Source organism: Caulobacter sp. 10L414 (assembly GCF_056395525.1).
Window position 1 is genome coordinate 1 of record NZ_JBFTJR010000062.1, and the last position, 13,569, is coordinate 13,569.

The 13,569-nt window shown below is 68.6% G+C and carries 14 protein-coding genes and 2 pseudogenes; 3 read left to right on the forward strand and 13 right to left on the reverse strand.

The window, feature by feature from the left end; genetic code table 11:
- From AC1DCG_RS20500 to trmD, 10 genes and pseudogenes are all read right to left on the reverse strand, one after another.
- A partial coding sequence (locus AC1DCG_RS20500; RefSeq protein ID WP_477041635.1) for a methyl-accepting chemotaxis protein occupies positions 1–1,845 on the reverse strand: 1,845 nt, incomplete at its 3' end.
- Positions 1,846–1,947: 102 nt separating this feature from the next.
- Positions 1,948–3,000, reverse strand: coding sequence for a 3-isopropylmalate dehydrogenase (leuB, locus tag AC1DCG_RS20505; protein ID WP_477029084.1), 1,053 nt, complete (start codon positions 2,998–3,000; stop codon positions 1,948–1,950).
- Between the two features lies 1 nt (position 3,001).
- Positions 3,002–3,304 (reverse strand): putative quinol monooxygenase, encoded by a 303-nt coding sequence (locus AC1DCG_RS20510; RefSeq protein ID WP_477029085.1) that lies wholly within the window; start codon positions 3,302–3,304, stop codon positions 3,002–3,004.
- A pseudogene (locus AC1DCG_RS20515) lies at positions 3,301–3,433 on the reverse strand (hypothetical protein). Before AC1DCG_RS20515 ends, AC1DCG_RS20510 begins: the two are co-directional and overlap by 4 nt.
- Positions 3,434–3,439: 6 nt before the next feature.
- On the reverse strand, positions 3,440–4,048 hold the full coding sequence (leuD, locus tag AC1DCG_RS20520; RefSeq protein WP_477029086.1) for a 3-isopropylmalate dehydratase small subunit: 609 nt from the start codon (positions 4,046–4,048) through the stop codon (positions 3,440–3,442).
- Between the two features lie 14 nt (positions 4,049–4,062).
- Positions 4,063–4,983 carry a hypothetical protein gene (locus AC1DCG_RS20525; RefSeq protein ID WP_477029087.1) on the reverse strand — a complete coding sequence of 307 codons (921 nt, stop codon included), beginning with the start codon at positions 4,981–4,983 and terminating at the stop codon, positions 4,063–4,065.
- Positions 4,980–6,413: a 3-isopropylmalate dehydratase large subunit gene (gene leuC, locus AC1DCG_RS20530; RefSeq protein ID WP_477029088.1), complete on the reverse strand. Its 1,434-nt coding sequence runs from the start codon at positions 6,411–6,413 to the stop codon at positions 4,980–4,982. The genes AC1DCG_RS20525 and leuC overlap by 4 nt, the downstream gene beginning before the upstream one ends.
- A gap of 444 nt (positions 6,414–6,857) precedes the next feature.
- Entirely contained in the window at positions 6,858–7,346 is a 489-nt protein-coding gene (locus AC1DCG_RS20535; protein WP_477029089.1) for a hypothetical protein, read from the reverse strand.
- 123 nt (positions 7,347–7,469) lie between these two features.
- Positions 7,470–7,853 carry a 50S ribosomal protein L19 gene (rplS, locus tag AC1DCG_RS20540; protein WP_477041636.1) on the reverse strand — a complete coding sequence of 128 codons (384 nt, stop codon included), beginning with the start codon at positions 7,851–7,853 and terminating at the stop codon, positions 7,470–7,472.
- Positions 7,854–7,855: 2 nt separating this feature from the next.
- Positions 7,856–8,593, reverse strand: a complete 738-nt coding sequence (gene trmD, locus AC1DCG_RS20545) for a tRNA (guanosine(37)-N1)-methyltransferase TrmD (protein ID WP_165257458.1) — start codon at positions 8,591–8,593, stop codon at positions 7,856–7,858.
- A gap of 272 nt (positions 8,594–8,865) precedes the next feature.
- Between trmD and rlmN the strand changes: the two genes are divergently transcribed.
- Entirely contained in the window at positions 8,866–10,071 is a 1,206-nt protein-coding gene (gene rlmN, locus AC1DCG_RS20550) for a dual-specificity RNA methyltransferase RlmN (protein ID WP_477029091.1), read from the forward strand.
- Between the two features lie 160 nt (positions 10,072–10,231).
- Here the strand turns inward: rlmN and AC1DCG_RS20555 are convergent.
- A pseudogene (locus AC1DCG_RS20555) lies at positions 10,232–10,312 on the reverse strand (hypothetical protein); the annotation flags it as partial.
- 157 nt (positions 10,313–10,469) lie between these two features.
- On the opposite strand from AC1DCG_RS20555, the gene AC1DCG_RS20560 reads away from it, so the two are divergent.
- Both AC1DCG_RS20560 and AC1DCG_RS20565 read left to right on the forward strand, forming a co-directional pair.
- Positions 10,470–10,895 carry a DUF350 domain-containing protein gene (locus AC1DCG_RS20560; RefSeq protein ID WP_477029092.1) on the forward strand — a complete coding sequence of 142 codons (426 nt, stop codon included), beginning with the start codon at positions 10,470–10,472 and terminating at the stop codon, positions 10,893–10,895.
- 29 nt (positions 10,896–10,924) lie between these two features.
- Positions 10,925–11,767, forward strand: a complete 843-nt coding sequence (locus AC1DCG_RS20565) for a S1 family peptidase (protein WP_477029093.1) — start codon at positions 10,925–10,927, stop codon at positions 11,765–11,767.
- A 176-nt stretch (positions 11,768–11,943) separates the two neighbouring features.
- Here the strand turns inward: AC1DCG_RS20565 and AC1DCG_RS20570 are convergent, their stop codons facing one another.
- Complete coding sequence (locus AC1DCG_RS20570; RefSeq protein WP_477029094.1) at positions 11,944–12,354, reverse strand: hypothetical protein; 411 nt, start codon at positions 12,352–12,354, stop codon at positions 11,944–11,946.
- A gap of 251 nt (positions 12,355–12,605) precedes the next feature.
- A complete protein-coding gene (gene hemF / locus AC1DCG_RS20575) occupies positions 12,606–13,490 on the reverse strand; it encodes an oxygen-dependent coproporphyrinogen oxidase (RefSeq protein ID WP_165257468.1) in 885 nt (294 codons plus the stop codon).
- Positions 13,491–13,569: the final 79 nt, after the last annotated feature.

Here is a 13,569-nt window from a genome sequence, read left to right on the forward strand (position 1 = left end):
AGGCCGGGGTGGCGGCGCGCGGGGCCAGGCCGGGGTGGCGGCGCGCGGGGCCGAGGCGGCCATGGCGGCGCCGGCGACCTTGAAGCGGCCGACCTGCACGGCCAGTTCGCCGGCTTCGCCCTTCAGCGAGTGGGTGGCGGCGGTGGCTTCTTCGACCATGGCGGCGTTCTGCTGGACGACCTGGTCCATCTGGTTCACCGCGACGTTCACCTGGTGCAGGCCCGTGGACTGCTCCTGGGCGCTGGCGGCGATCTCGCCGACCAGGGCGTCGATGCTGGCCACCTGGTCAACGATGGCGCGCAGGGCCTCGCCGGTCTGGCCGACCAGGGACACGCCGGCCTCGACCTGCTGGGTCGAGGTCGAGATCAGGCCCTTGATCTCCTTGGCCGCTTCGGCCGAACGCTGGGCCAGGGCCCGCACTTCCTGCGCCACGACGGCGAAGCCCTTGCCCGCGTCGCCCGCACGCGCGGCCTCGACGCCGGCGTTCAGCGCCAGCAGGTTGGTCTGGAAGGCGATCTCGTCGATCACGCCGATGATGTTGCCGATCTGGCCCGAGGACTGCTCGATGCCGGCCATGGCGCTGACGGCCTGGTCGACGATGCGGCCCGAACGCTCGGCGCCGGTGCGGGCGCCGGCCACCAGGCTGGAGACTTCCTTGGCGCCCGAGGCGGTCTTGCGGACCGTGGCGGTGATCTGGTCGAGGGCCGCCGCGGTCTCTTCCAGGCTGGCGGCCTGCTGTTCGGTGCGGCGCGACAGGTCGTCCGAGGCCTGGGCGATCTCTTCCGAACCGGCGCGGATGCCGCCGGCGGCGCCGTTGATGCCGCGCATGGCTTCTTCCAGGCGGGCGGCGGCGGCGTTGAAGTCGGTCTTCAGCTGTTCGGCGTCGGGGGCGAAGGCGGCGGTGATGCGGAAGGTCAGATCACCGTTCGACAGGTGACCCAGCGCCTCGGCCAGGGCCGAGACGGCGACGGCGTCTTCCTGGGCCTTGCGGGCCTTGTCGGCCTCGACGCGGGCGCGCTCGGCCTCGGTCATGCGGCGCTGCTCGACGGCCTCGTCTTCCAGGCGCAGCTTGTGGATGGCGGCGTCCTTGAAGCTCAGCACGGCCTGGGCCATCTGGCCGACCTCGTCCTTGCGGCCGACGGCGGGGACTTCAACCGTGTTGTCGCCCGAGGCCAGGCGGCGCATGGCGGCGGTCATGGCGGCCACCGAGGCGCCGATGGTGCCCGACAGCATCCAGCCCATTAGGCCGGCGATGACCAGGGCGGCGATCCCGCCCAGCACCAGCGACAGGATGGCCATGTCCATGGCCTGCTTCATTTCCTTGGCGCGCAGGGCGACGCGCTCGCCGGCGGCGGCCGTCAGCTCGTCCTGGACGGCGCGGATCTCGGTGAGGCTCTTGCGGCCCATCAGTTCGCCGGCGGAGACGCGGCCCATCACCGGATCGTTGGCCATCGCCGTCATGGCGGGCTCGGCGATGGTCTTGCGCCATTCGCCCATCGCGCCGCGCAGGCGCTGGATGCGGGCCTTCTGTTCGGGAACCGTGGTCTTGGCCTCGAAGGCGTCCAGCGCCTTGTCGAACTGGCCGACGCCTTCCTTGTAGGTCTGGGCGAAGGCCTCGTCGCCCAGCAGGGCGTAGGCGCGCAGGGCGTTCTGCTGTTCGAGGACCAGGGTCATCATCACCTCGGCCTCGGTGGCCAGGGAGAGACTGCGCTGGTTGGAGACCGAGGCCTCCTCGATGCGCTGCAGGCTGGTGAACACCACGCCCGAGGAGATCACGAAGGCGATGATCAGGGCGCTGAACGCGATCCCCAGCTTCGCCGAAATTTTCAGGTCGTTGAAACGCATCTCGCCCAGCCCCTGGCTCTTCTTTTGATGAAGGCAGGAACTGGGCGAGAAAACTTAAGCACAGATTGCAAAACGCTGGAATAACAGCGCTATTCTACTTAATCAGATGCGACACAACACCGCATCGCCCATCTGGACAGTGGTAAGTTCACCTCCGAGATCACGGGTACGCGCACCCGAATCCAGAGCGCCCTTGACGGCGGCCAGCAGGCGATCGGCGGCTTCCACTTCCTTCAGCGACCAGCGCAGGGCCATCTCGAACGACAGGATGGCGGCCAGCGGATTGGCCAGGCCCTTGCCGGCGATGTCGGGCGCCGAGCCGTGGATCGGCTCGTACAGGCCCGGCTTGTTGGGATCGCCGATGGCGGCCGAGGGCAGCATGCCCAGCGAGCCGGTCAGCATGGCCGCCGCGTCCGACAGGATGTCGCCGAACAGGTTGTCGGTGACGATGACGTCGAACTGCTTGGGCGCGCGCACCAGCTGCATGGCGCAGTTGTCGGCCAGGATGTGCTCCAGCTCGACATCCGGGTACTCGCGCGCATGCAGCTCGGTGATCACCTGCTTCCACAGCAGGCCCGATTCCATGACGTTCGACTTCTCGGCCGAGTGGACCTTGTTCTTGCGGCCGCGGGCCAGCTCGAAGGCCACGCGACCGGCGCGCTCGATCTCGCTGGTGGTGTAGAGGGCGGTGTCGTAGCCCTTCTTCTGGCCGTCGGGCAGCACGTCGATGCCGCGCGGCTCGCCGAAATAGACGCCGCCGACCAGTTCGCGCACGAACATGATGTCCAGACCCGAGACCAGTTCGGTCTTCAGGCTGGAGGCGCCGGCCAGGGCCTCGAAGCAGTAGGCCGGGCGCAGGTTGGCGTAGACGTTCATCGCCTTGCGCAGGTTCAAGAGGCCGGCTTCCGGGCGCAGGTGGCGCGGGGCGTCCGCCCACTTGGAACCGCCGACGGCGCCCATCAGCACCGCGTCGCTGGCCAGGGCGCGGTCGCGGACCTCGTCGGTCAGCGGCGTGCCGTGGGCGTCGTAGCTGGCTCCGCCGTAGATGGCTTCCTCGACCACCAGGCTGGGCACGAGGGCGGCCGCCACGCGGCGCACCTCCGCGCAGACTTCCGGACCGATGCCGTCGCCGGGGAGCAGGAGAAGCGTAGCCATTTCAGATCTCGCGATAGGCGGAAACGTCGAAGGAGGACATGCGGCGCTCGTACACGCCGAGCTCGGCGCAGGCCGCGCGCCACGCGGCCATATGCGGCGAAGCGCGGTGGAAGGCCAAGGCCGCTTCGTCGATGAAGTGCTCGAAAACCCGGATCAGCCCCGGATCCAGCGGATCCTCGGTCAGCGCATAGGCCAGGCAGCCCGGCTCGCCGCGCGATCCGGCCACCTGGGCGGCCAGGTGCGGGCGCAGGGCCTCCAGGCGCTCGGGCGCGATGCGGATGGAGCCGGCGAGGATCAGGGTCATGGGAAGTCCAGGAGGAAAGGCCTTGCGTCCTTCGAGGCCCGCTGCGCGGGCGCCTCAGGATGAGGGGTTCAGCGCACCCGCATCCTCATCCTGAGGTGCGAGCCGCAGGCGAGCCTCGAAGGACGCAATGACGCCTCAGCTTTCCAGCCAGGGCTGGCCGATGGCCCGCTTGCTTTCGAAGACGTCGATGTCGGAGGCGTGCTGCAGGGTCTCGCCGATGGCGTCCAGGCCCTTGAGCATCTTCTCCTTGCGCACCGGATCGATCTGGAAGCTGAAGGTCTTGCCCGAGGGCGAGACCACCGTCTGGGCTTCCAGGTCGACGCTGACCATGTGGTTGCCGCCCTTGGCCTCGTCCATCAGGAGCGAGACCTCGTCGGGCGCCAGCACCACCGGCAGCAGGCCGTTGTTGAAGCAGTTGTTGTTGAAGATGTCGGCGAAGCTGGTCGAGATCACGCACATGATCCCGAAGTCCATCAGGGCCCAGGGCGCGTGCTCGCGCGAGGAGCCGCAGCCGAAGTTGTCGCCGGCGATCAGCACGGACGAGCCCTTGTACTCCGGGCGATTGAGCACGAAGTCGGCGATCTCGTTCCCGTTCGGATCGAAGCGGAAGTCGAAGAACAGGCCCTTGCCCAGGCCCTCGCGCTCGACGGTCTTGAGGAACTGCTTGGGGATGATCTGGTCGGTATCGATATTGGCCAGCGACAGGGGCGCGGCGCGGCCGTCGAGACGGGTGAAGGCTTGCATCTTCGCGCCTCTCCTCAGTTCTTCAGGGTCTGGGTGATGGCCCAGTATTCGTTGCGGGCGCCGGCTTCGCCGGTGGCCGGATCGGTGAGCGTGATCTTGACTTCGCAGTCGGTCTTGACCGGCAGGCCAGACTTCAGATCGATCTCGTAGTCGCAGGCCGAGGTGCGGTCGAAGGTCATCTTGGCGAACATCGCCTTGACCTCTGGGCGGTCGGCCTCGGGGCCCATGCCGGCCATCAGCTTCTGCATCGTCAGCGCCAGGCTGGCGCGCATCGAGTCGGGATCCAGCGTCTGGGTCCAGCGCAGCACGGCCACGCCGCGGCCGGTCTCGACCTTCTGCACCGCCAGGGCGCCGTTGGACTTGATCGGCGATCCGCCCATCGGGCTGGCGATCATCTCTTCGTAGGTGAACGGCTTGCCGGCCTCGAGCTCGACATTGATCGGCAGGGAGATCAGCCCCTCCTCCTTGAGGAGGATGGCCGCGGCCTGCTCGGGGCTCAGGCCCTCGAACATGGCGACCACCGAGGTCATCGCCTTGGCCACGTCCTTGTCGTCGCCGGCCAGGGCCAGCATCGACTTGCGCATCTCGGCCACGAAGCCGGGCCAGTCCTCCACCGTCGAGGGCTTGAGCCCCTCGTCGGCGACATAGACCACGGGCCGGTTCATCAGGTCGCCCATCGCGGCCTCGACCTTGGCTGTCTCGGGCGTGGACGGCAGCTTCACCGACGTCGGCTTGAGGGTGACCCGATAGCCTTGCGGCCTGGTCTCGATGGTCTTGTCGTAGCGGGTCTCGCTGGTGACGCGCGTGGTCTTGCCGCCGCGCACGTCCTCGCGGGTCTTGCTCACCACCATCTCGACCTTGGCCGTCTTGGGCAGGTCGAGCGGCGCCGAGAAGACCTGCGCCGCGGCCAAGGCCAGGGCGATCATGGCGCTCACGACAGCAGGGTCCGCACGTCCACGAGGTGACCGGCGATCGCCGCCGCCGCCGCCATGGCGGGCGAGACGAGGTGGGTGCGGCCGCCGCGGCCCTGACGGCCCTCGAAGTTGCGGTTGCTGGTCGAGGCGCAGCGCTCGCCCGGCTCCAGGCGGTCGGGGTTCATCCCCAGGCACATCGAGCAGCCCGGCTCGCGCCAGTCGAAGCCGGCGGCCTTGAAGATGGCGTCCAGGCCCTCGGCCTCGGCCTGTTCCTTAACCAGGCCCGAGCCCGGCACGACCATCGCCTTGACGTGCGGGGCCACCATGCGGCCGTGCAGAAAGGCTTCCTGCACCACGGCGGCGGCGGCCCGCATGTCCTCGATGCGGCTGTTGGTGCACGAGCCGATGAAGACGCGGTCGATCCTGGCTTCACTGATCGGCTGGCCGGCGGTCAGGCCCATATATTCCAGGGCCCGGTGGGCGGCGGCGCGCTTGTCGGGCGTGCCGAAGCTTTCGGGCTCGGGCACGTTGCCGGTGACCGGGATGACGTCCTCGGGGCTGGTGCCCCAGGTGACCATCGGAACCAGCGCCGCGCCGTCGATGACGACCGTGCGGTCGAAGACGGCGCCGTCGTCGGAGAAGAAGGTCTTCCAGTGGCTGACGGCCATGTCCCAGGCCGCGCCCTTCGGCGCGGCGGGCTTGCCCTGGACATAGGCGAAGGTGGCCTCGTCGGGCGCGACCAGGCCGGCCTTGGCGCCGCCCTCGATGGTCAGGTTGCAGAGGGTCATGCGGCCCTCCATCGAAAGGCCGCGCACGGCCTCGCCGGCGTACTCGATGACGTAGCCGGTGCCGCCGGCCGTGCCGATCTCGCCGATGACGGCCAGGGCGATGTCCTTGGCGGTGACGCCGGGCCCCAGCTGGCCGTCGACGCGGACCAGCATGTTCTTGGCCTTCTTCTGGCGCAGGGTCTGGGTGGCCAGCACGTGCTCGACTTCCGAGGTGCCGATGCCGTGGGCCAGGGCCCCGAAGGCGCCGTGGGTCGAGGTGTGGCTGTCGCCGCAGACGATGGTCATGCCCGGCTGGGTGCGGCCCTGCTCGGGACCGACCACGTGGACGATGCCGTTGCGGATGTCGCCCATCGGGAAGTACTCGATCCCGTTGTCGGCGACGTTGCGGCCCAGCGTCTGGAGCTGAAGGCGCGCCTCCTCGTCGGCCACGGCGTCGACGCCGGCGGCCTGGTTCTCGGTCGGCACGTTGTGATCGGCCACGGCGAGGGTGCGGTCGGGCCGGCGCACGGGGCGACGCGCGGCGCGAAGGCCGGCGAAGGCCTGCGGCGTGGTCACCTCGTGGATCAGGTGCAGGTCGATGTACAGGATGGCCTCGCCGTCGGTTTCGTTGACGACGTGGGCGTCCCAGATCTTGTCGTAGAGGGTCTTCGTTGCGCGGGTCATAGCGATCCGCATCTAGGCCCGATGGACGAGCGCGTAAAGCGATGAAACGCCGAAAATCCGCTGTGTGACCGCCACGCAGCGATCGATCCTGCCCCGAGCGGGCGGCGAAACAACGTCCAGGCGCACATTTCTTGCCCCGCAGGCGATAATGGGTCGCAAGCGCGACAGCCGCCTTGGTCCCCGCCCGGCAGGAACGAGGACCATTGAACGCAACCCTGAACGACTAAGGGCGCGCCGGTCATAGACCTGTCGGCGCGCCCTGGCATCGTTTGTATACTCCAGGGGCCGATGGCTCCGCCTGAAGAGGGCCGTCCACTAGAAAGGAGACGGTCTGGAAGCCCGCCGTGTCTGAACAGCGAGGGTGAAATCATCATGCCACAGAACAACGGTTCGTCAAGATGCGTGCTTATGCACAAAGCTTGACCATTCTGCGGCTCGCCCGTCTCAGCGGGACGAGGAAGCCTCGGCCCGGATGCGCTTGAGCAGATCGCCCCAGCTTCCCTCGGGCCTGGGCCGCATGTTGAACAGCATCTGGTCGCCCCGGCCGTCGCAGTTCCAGTCGGCCAGCACCAGGCCGGTCTTGGGCACATAGACGGCGCCGGCGTCGATCACCCGGTCGCCGTCGCGGTCGACATAGAGCCGGCCCCTGACCTTGTAGAAGTTCACGCCGGCGATCGTGCGCACCAGCTTCATGTCGGCGCGGCGGATCCAGTCGCCGCCATAGCCGCCGGCGAACACCAGGCGGATCTCGTTGAGGTCGACCTTGCCGCCGCGCAGGCCGTTGGGCGCCAGCAGGTCGGGCGCCTGGCCGGCCCGGGGCAGCTCGTCGCTCGTCGCCAGCGGGGCGGCCGCGGCCGATGTCGCGACCGCCGATGTCGCGGCCGTCAGCGTCGCGATCGCCAGCAGAGCCGCCGCCTTCTTGATGCGCCGCATGACCCCTCCCGAAAACTCGCGCCGAAATTGCACGCAACCCAGGGATAGGGGCAAGCGCAAAAGCAAAAGGCCCCGGTGTTTCCACCGGGGCCTTCGAACTTCCCGCCGTAGCGAGCGAGCTGCTTATTCAGCGTCCTTGCGGACGTTGACGCGCTCGGCGATACGGGCCGACTTACCGCGACGGTCGCGCAGGTAGTACAGCTTGGCGCGACGGACGACGCCGCKACGCTTGACTTCGATGCTTTCGATGCTCGGCGAGAGCAGCGGGAACAGACGTTCCACGCCTTCGCCGAACGAGATCTTGCGGACGGTGAAGCTCTCGTGGACGCCGGTGCCGGCGCGGGCGATGCAGACGCCTTCGTAGGCCTGAACGCGCTCGCGCTCGCCTTCCTTGATCTTCACGTTGACGCGCAGGGTGTCGCCGGGACGGAAGTCCGGGATCGCGCGGACGGCCAGCAGACGGGCCGATTCTTCTTGCTCGAGCTGAGCGATGATGTTGATCGCCATGATCATTTCTCCTTGGGCTTACCCGTTTTCGGGCCGCCTTTTGCCTGTTGATTGGCGAGATGCTTTTCCCAGAGGTCGGGACGCCGCTCGCGGGTCGTTTCTTCACGCATACTGCGCCGCCACTGGTCGACCTTCTTGTGGTCGCCCGACAGCAGCACCTCGGGGATGTCGAGCCCTTCGAACGTCCGCGGTCTCGTGTACTGCGGATGCTCGAGGAGGCCGTCCTCGAAGCTTTCTTCCAGCGTGCTCTCGATATTCCCCAGAACACCCGGGGCAAGTCGAACGCACGCCTCGATCACCACCATCGCCGCCGCCTCGCCACCGGCGAGAACCGCGTCTCCGACGGAGACCTCCTCGAACCCGCGGGCGTCGAGCACCCGCTGATCCACCCCCTCGAAGCGGCCGCACAGCACCACGATGCCGGGCGCCTTGGACCACTCCCTTACGCGCGCCTGGGTCAGGGGCCTGCCCCGGGCGCTCATGTACAAAAGCGGCCGCCCATCCAGCTCCAGGCTATCCAGCGCAGAGGCGATGACGTCCGCTTTGAGCACGGCTCCCGCGCCGCCACCCGCGGGGGTGTCGTCGAGGAAGCCGCGCTTATCCTTGGAAAAGGCGCGAATGTCCAGTGTTTCCAAACGCCACAGGTCGGCCTCCTTCCAGGCGGTCCCGATCATCGAGACGCCGAGCGGGCCGGGGAAGGCCTCGGGGAACATGGTCATGACGGTGGCGGTGAACGGCATGGGCGCGGTTTAGCGGGCCGGCGCGCAATTGTCGAAGGGGGCCGAAGTCGCACATCAGAACCCTCCCCCTCCTGGGGGAGGTGGCCCGGAGGGCCGGAGGGGGGCCGTTTTCAGCTTTCGGGGCGGCGGCCAGTCATCAGCAACTTCCCCCTCCGTCGGCTTCGCCGACACCTCCCCCTTCGGGGAGAGGGTCCCCGTTTTGGAAAACCGCCTCACATCTGCTATATCCCCGCCTCGACCCCGCACATTCCTCGAATTTCCCGGACCGCCCCTTGAGCGTCACCCTCGACCTGTCCCGCGTTGCGCCCGCTGAAAAGGCCGACGCGGCCAAGCCGCCCGTCAACCTGTCGGGCCTGACCCGCCCGCAGCTGATCGCCGCCCTGACCGAGAGCGGCGTGGTCGAGCACGGCAAGGCCAAGATGCGCGCCACCCAGGTGTTCCGGTGGATCCACCACCGCGGCGTCACCGACTTTTCCCAGATGAGCGACGTGGCCAAGGAAACCCGCGCGCGGCTGGCCGAGACCTTCACCATCGCCCGCCCCGAGGTGGTCGAGCGCCAGGTCTCCAAGGACGGCACCCGCAAGTGGCTGATCCGCATGGCCCCGGGCATCGAGGTCGAGACGGTCTATATTCCGTCGGTCGGACGGGTCGGCGCCCTGTGCGTCTCGAGCCAGGTCGGCTGCACGCTGAACTGCAGCTTCTGCCACACCGGCACCCAGCCGCTGGTGCGCAACCTGACCACCGCCGAGATCGTCGCCCAGGTGCAGATCGCCAAGGACGACCTGGCCGAATGGCCGTCGGACAAGGAAGACCGCCTGCTCAGCAACATCGTGTTCATGGGCATGGGCGAACCGCTCTACAACCTGGGCCAGGTGTCGGACGCCATCGAGATCATCAGCGACAACGAGGGCATCGGCATCTCGCGTCGCCGCATCACGGTGTCGACCTCGGGCGTCGTGCCGATGCTGGAGAAGCTGGGCAATACGACCCAGGCCATGCTGGCCATCAGCCTGCACGCCACCAACGACGACCTGCGCGACGTGCTGGTGCCGCTGAACAAGAAGTACCCGATCGCCCAGCTGATGGAGGGCATCCGCGCCTATCCGGGGCTTTCCAACGCCCGCCGCGTGACCTTCGAGTACGTGATGCTGAAGGGCGTCAACGACAGCCCTGACGAGGCCCGCGCGCTGGTCAAGCTGATCAAGGGCATCCCCGCCAAGATCAACCTGATCCCGTTCAACCCCTGGCCGGGCAGCCAGTACGAGTGCTCGGACTGGGGCGCGATCGAGACCTTCGCGGCGATCCTCAACAAGGCCGGCTACTCCTCGCCGATCCGCACCCCGCGCGGCCGCGACATCCTCGCCGCCTGCGGCCAGCTGAAGAGCGAGAGCGAGAAGGTCCGCGCCAGCGCCCTGCGCAAGCTGTCGATGGCGGCCATGGCCGGCATGCTGGAAGACGACGCCGACGACGCGGCGTAATTCCCCTCTCTCATGGAGAGAGGGAGGGGCCCACGCCCCAGGCGTGGGAGGGTGAGAGGGTACGCCCTCTCCCATTAAAACACCCTACCCTCGTCATCCCGGAAAGCCCGCAGGGCTTATCCGGGACCCAGGGGACTGGGTTCGATGGCTGGTTCAAGCACCCCAGCGGATGCCGGCGCATTGCGACGGCCCCTGGGTCCCGGGTCTCCGCTGCGCTCCGCCCGGGATGACGGCCTGAACGGGCCGGCGGTGAAACCTCTCACCCTCCCACCGCTGCGCGGCGGGCCCCTCCCTCTCTCAAAGAGAGAGGGTTCGACGCTCCAAAGGCGAGCCCCCTACGCAAGTCTCGCCAACCCGTGTTAGAGCTTGCCCCTCAAGTCCAAGGGGGTCGCGTAAACATGCCTCAGATCCAGTCGCCCGAGATCCAGGCCTTCGCCAACGGCCTGCTGACGACCCTGACCCATGTGGGCGTGACCATGGCGATGCTGATCGCCGGGGCGGCGATCTACATCCTTCTGACCCCGCATCGCGAGATCAAGCTGATCCGCGAGGGCAACGCGGCGGCCGCGCTGTCGCTGGGCGGCGTGTTGACGGGCCTGGCCATTCCGCTGGCCGCCTCGCTGGCGGCCTCGACCTCGGTGATCGAGATCCTGCTGTGGGGCGTGGCCACCCTGGCCCTGCAGCTGCTGGTCTTCCGCCTGACCGACATGATGCTCAAGGGCCTGCCCGAGCGGATCAACGAGGGCGAGGTCTCGGCCGCCGCCCTGCTTGTGGGCGCCAAGCTCGCCACCGCCATCATCATCGCCGCCGGCGTGGCGGGCTGAGGCGAAAGGAACGAACCGGAGCGGGGCGCGTGCATTTCCCCAAGCTTCCAGACTGGCTGGTCTACGGCGCCGTGGTGTGCGCCCTCCTGGTGGTCGCCGTCGGCCGCCAGGAGCGCGCCGACGCGCCTCCGCCGCCGCCGCCGGTGCCCGGCGAGGAAGGCGTGCCGCTGGGCCCGGCCTCGCCCTTCGACCCGTCGATCGTGGTGCAGGTGCCCGACAAGCAGGAGCCGGCCTCGGGCACGGCCTTCTCGGTGGGGCAGAACGGCGTCTGGCTGACCGCCCGCCACGTGGTCGACGGCTGCAGGCAGGCCGCCATCCTGGTCGCCGACGGACGCGGCGTGGCCGCCCGGGTGACCATCGACCCGCGCTTCGACGCGGCCATCCTGACCACCGAGGGCGGCGCGCCGGCCATGCCGGTCAACCTTGCCGACCCGCGCAAGGGCATGCGGGCCTTCCACCCCGGCTTCCCGCAGGGCCACGCCGGCGAGGTGGCCTCGCGCCTGATCGGCCGCGAGAACCTGGTGATCCACGGGCGCGGCGCCCGCACCGAGCCCGTTTTGGTCTGGGCCGAGGTCGGCCGCACCGACAACCTGAAGGGCACGCTGGCGGGCCTTTCGGGCGCTCCGGCCCTGGACAGCGCCGGCCGCGTGATCGGCGTGACCGTGGCGGAATCGCCGCGTCGCGGCCGCATCTACACCACCGCGCCCGAGAGCCTGCGCACCCTGATCGCCCGCACGCCCCGCCGCGGCGGCGACGCCAGCGTGCCCGAGTTCGCCCCCGGCGAGGCCATCACCACCGACAACTACGGCCGCATCGCCGACGGCCTGCGCCGCGACCTGCGCGTGGCCCAGGTGGTGTGCCTGGCGGTGTGACCCTCATCTACATCCATCAACTGCAGTCGCTCTTCCCGAACTTCCCCGCGAAGGCGGGGATCCAAGCTGCATTTCAGGAGCCCGCGCGGCCGTGAGCGACCCACCGACTCGGCTTGGGTCCCCGCCTTCGCGGGGAAGGACGGCTTGAGGGGCTGCCGTGGAACGCGCAATCTAGGTCAGGCAGGGTCGCAGCGCAGCGTCGTGCCCGTATGGGATCCGCGCGGCAGGCGCATCGTGCGCTCGATGATCCAGACGTAGCCGGAAGCGGGGTGGGCCGCGCGCCGGAACCGCGCCGAGCAGCTCAGCCGCTCGGGCGCCACCCTGCCGCGCAGCTCGACCGGCCCGCCGTCGCGGATCAGCGCGAACTGGCACGTGCGACGGCCGAGCGGCTCGTCGCACTTGAAGTCGGCGACGTGCAGCCGGCTACGGTCGCCGCCGGCCGCCCGGTACCACCTGACCGCCAGGGCGCCGCTGTTGAGACGGTCGTGGTGGCCGATCTCGGCGAAGATGGTCTCCTGGAACACCTCGGTCCCCTCGCGCGGCGGGACGAGGGCTGCGGACAGGGCGAGGGCGAGCAGAAGAGCCATGCGGTCAAGCTAAGGCTGAAAGGCCCGGCGGTGCAACCTTGGGATAACGGCGTTCGTGAAGGGGGCGTCAATGCAGCCTCGTCCCTCTCCCCCTGCGGGAGAGGGTGGCCCGCGCAGCGGGTCGGGTGAGGGGTCGCGCAAACGAGAACGCCGCGACAGCGGTCAGGCTGTCGCGGCGCATGATATCTGAGAGACCCCTCATCCGTCGGCTTTCGCCAACACCTTCTCCCGCAAGGGGGAGAAGGATCAGATCAAGGCCACTTCACCTCGGGCGGCATCGAGCTGAGGATCGACTCGGTGTTGCCGCCGGTCTTGAGGCCGAACATCGTGCCGCGGTCGTAGAGCAGGTTGAACTCGACGTAGCGGCCGCGCTGGACCAGCTGCTGCTCGCGCTCGTCCGGCGTCCAGGCCTCGTTCATGCGGCGGCGCACCAGGGTCGGATAGATCTCCAGGAAGGCCCGGCCGACGTCCTGGGTGAATTCGAAGTCCTTGGACCAACTGCCGCTGTCGTGGTGGTCGTAGAAGATGCCGCCGATGCCGCGCGGCTCGTTGCGGTGGGGCAGGAAGAAGTACTCGTCGCACCAGGCCTTGTACTTGGCGTACCAGTCCGGATCGTGCTTGTCGCAGGCGCGCTGGTAGGCGGCGTGGAAGTCGATCGCGTCGGGGAAATCCTGTTGGCGCTGGTAGCCCAGCAGCGGGGTCAGGTCGCCGCCGCCGCCGAACCAGCCCTTGGTGGTGGCGATGAAGCGGGTGTTCATGTGCACGGCCGGCACGCGCGGATTGGTCATGTGCGCGATCAGGCTGATGCCGGTGGCGAAGAAGCGCGGATCCTCGGCCGCGCCCGGCATGGTCTTGGCCATCTCCGGCGGGAAGGTCCCGAACACGGTGGAGACGTGCACGCCGACCTTCTCGAACAGGCGACCGCGCATCATGCCCATCACCCCGCCGCCGCCGGCCGGACGATCCCACGGCTTCAGTTCGAAGCGGCCGGGCTGGTCGCCATACAGCTCGGCGGGGGCCTCGTCCTCAAGGGTCTCGAAGGCGGCGCAGATCTGGTCGCGCAGGCTCTCGAACCAGGCCCGGGCGCGGGCCTTCTGGGCGTCGAGATCGGAAAGGGTGTCGGCTTGTTGCGTCATGGGATCGGCTTAAGCCCAAGCCCGATAACAGGCAAATCCGGGCCGCCGCATAAGGGGTTTTGCGGAAGATATAGATCAA

Bases quoted from the DNA above. Each gene is read 5' to 3' on its own strand.
- leuB (WP_477029084.1), bottom strand. From the start codon at position 3,000: ATGGCTACGCTTCTCCTGCTCCCCGGCGACGGCATCGGTCCGGAAGTC.
- AC1DCG_RS20510 (WP_477029085.1), bottom strand. From the start codon at position 3,304: ATGACCCTGATCCTCGCCGGCTCCATCCGCATCGCGCCCGAGCGCCTG.
- leuD (WP_477029086.1), bottom strand. From the start codon at position 4,048: ATGCAAGCCTTCACCCGTCTCGACGGCCGCGCCGCGCCCCTGTCGCTG.
- leuC (WP_477029088.1), bottom strand. From the start codon at position 6,413: ATGACCCGCGCAACGAAGACCCTCTACGACAAGATCTGGGACGCCCAC.
- AC1DCG_RS20535 (WP_477029089.1), bottom strand. From the start codon at position 7,346: ATGCGGCGCATCAAGAAGGCGGCGGCTCTGCTGGCGATCGCGACGCTG.
- trmD (WP_165257458.1), bottom strand. From the start codon at position 8,593: ATGCCGTTCACCGCCACCGTCATGACCATGTTCCCCGAGGCCTTCCCC.
- AC1DCG_RS20560 (WP_477029092.1), top strand. From the start codon at position 10,470: ATGCCTCAGATCCAGTCGCCCGAGATCCAGGCCTTCGCCAACGGCCTG.
- AC1DCG_RS20570 (WP_477029094.1), bottom strand. From the start codon at position 12,354: ATGGCTCTTCTGCTCGCCCTCGCCCTGTCCGCAGCCCTCGTCCCGCCG.
- hemF (WP_165257468.1), bottom strand. From the start codon at position 13,490: ATGACGCAACAAGCCGACACCCTTTCCGATCTCGACGCCCAGAAGGCC.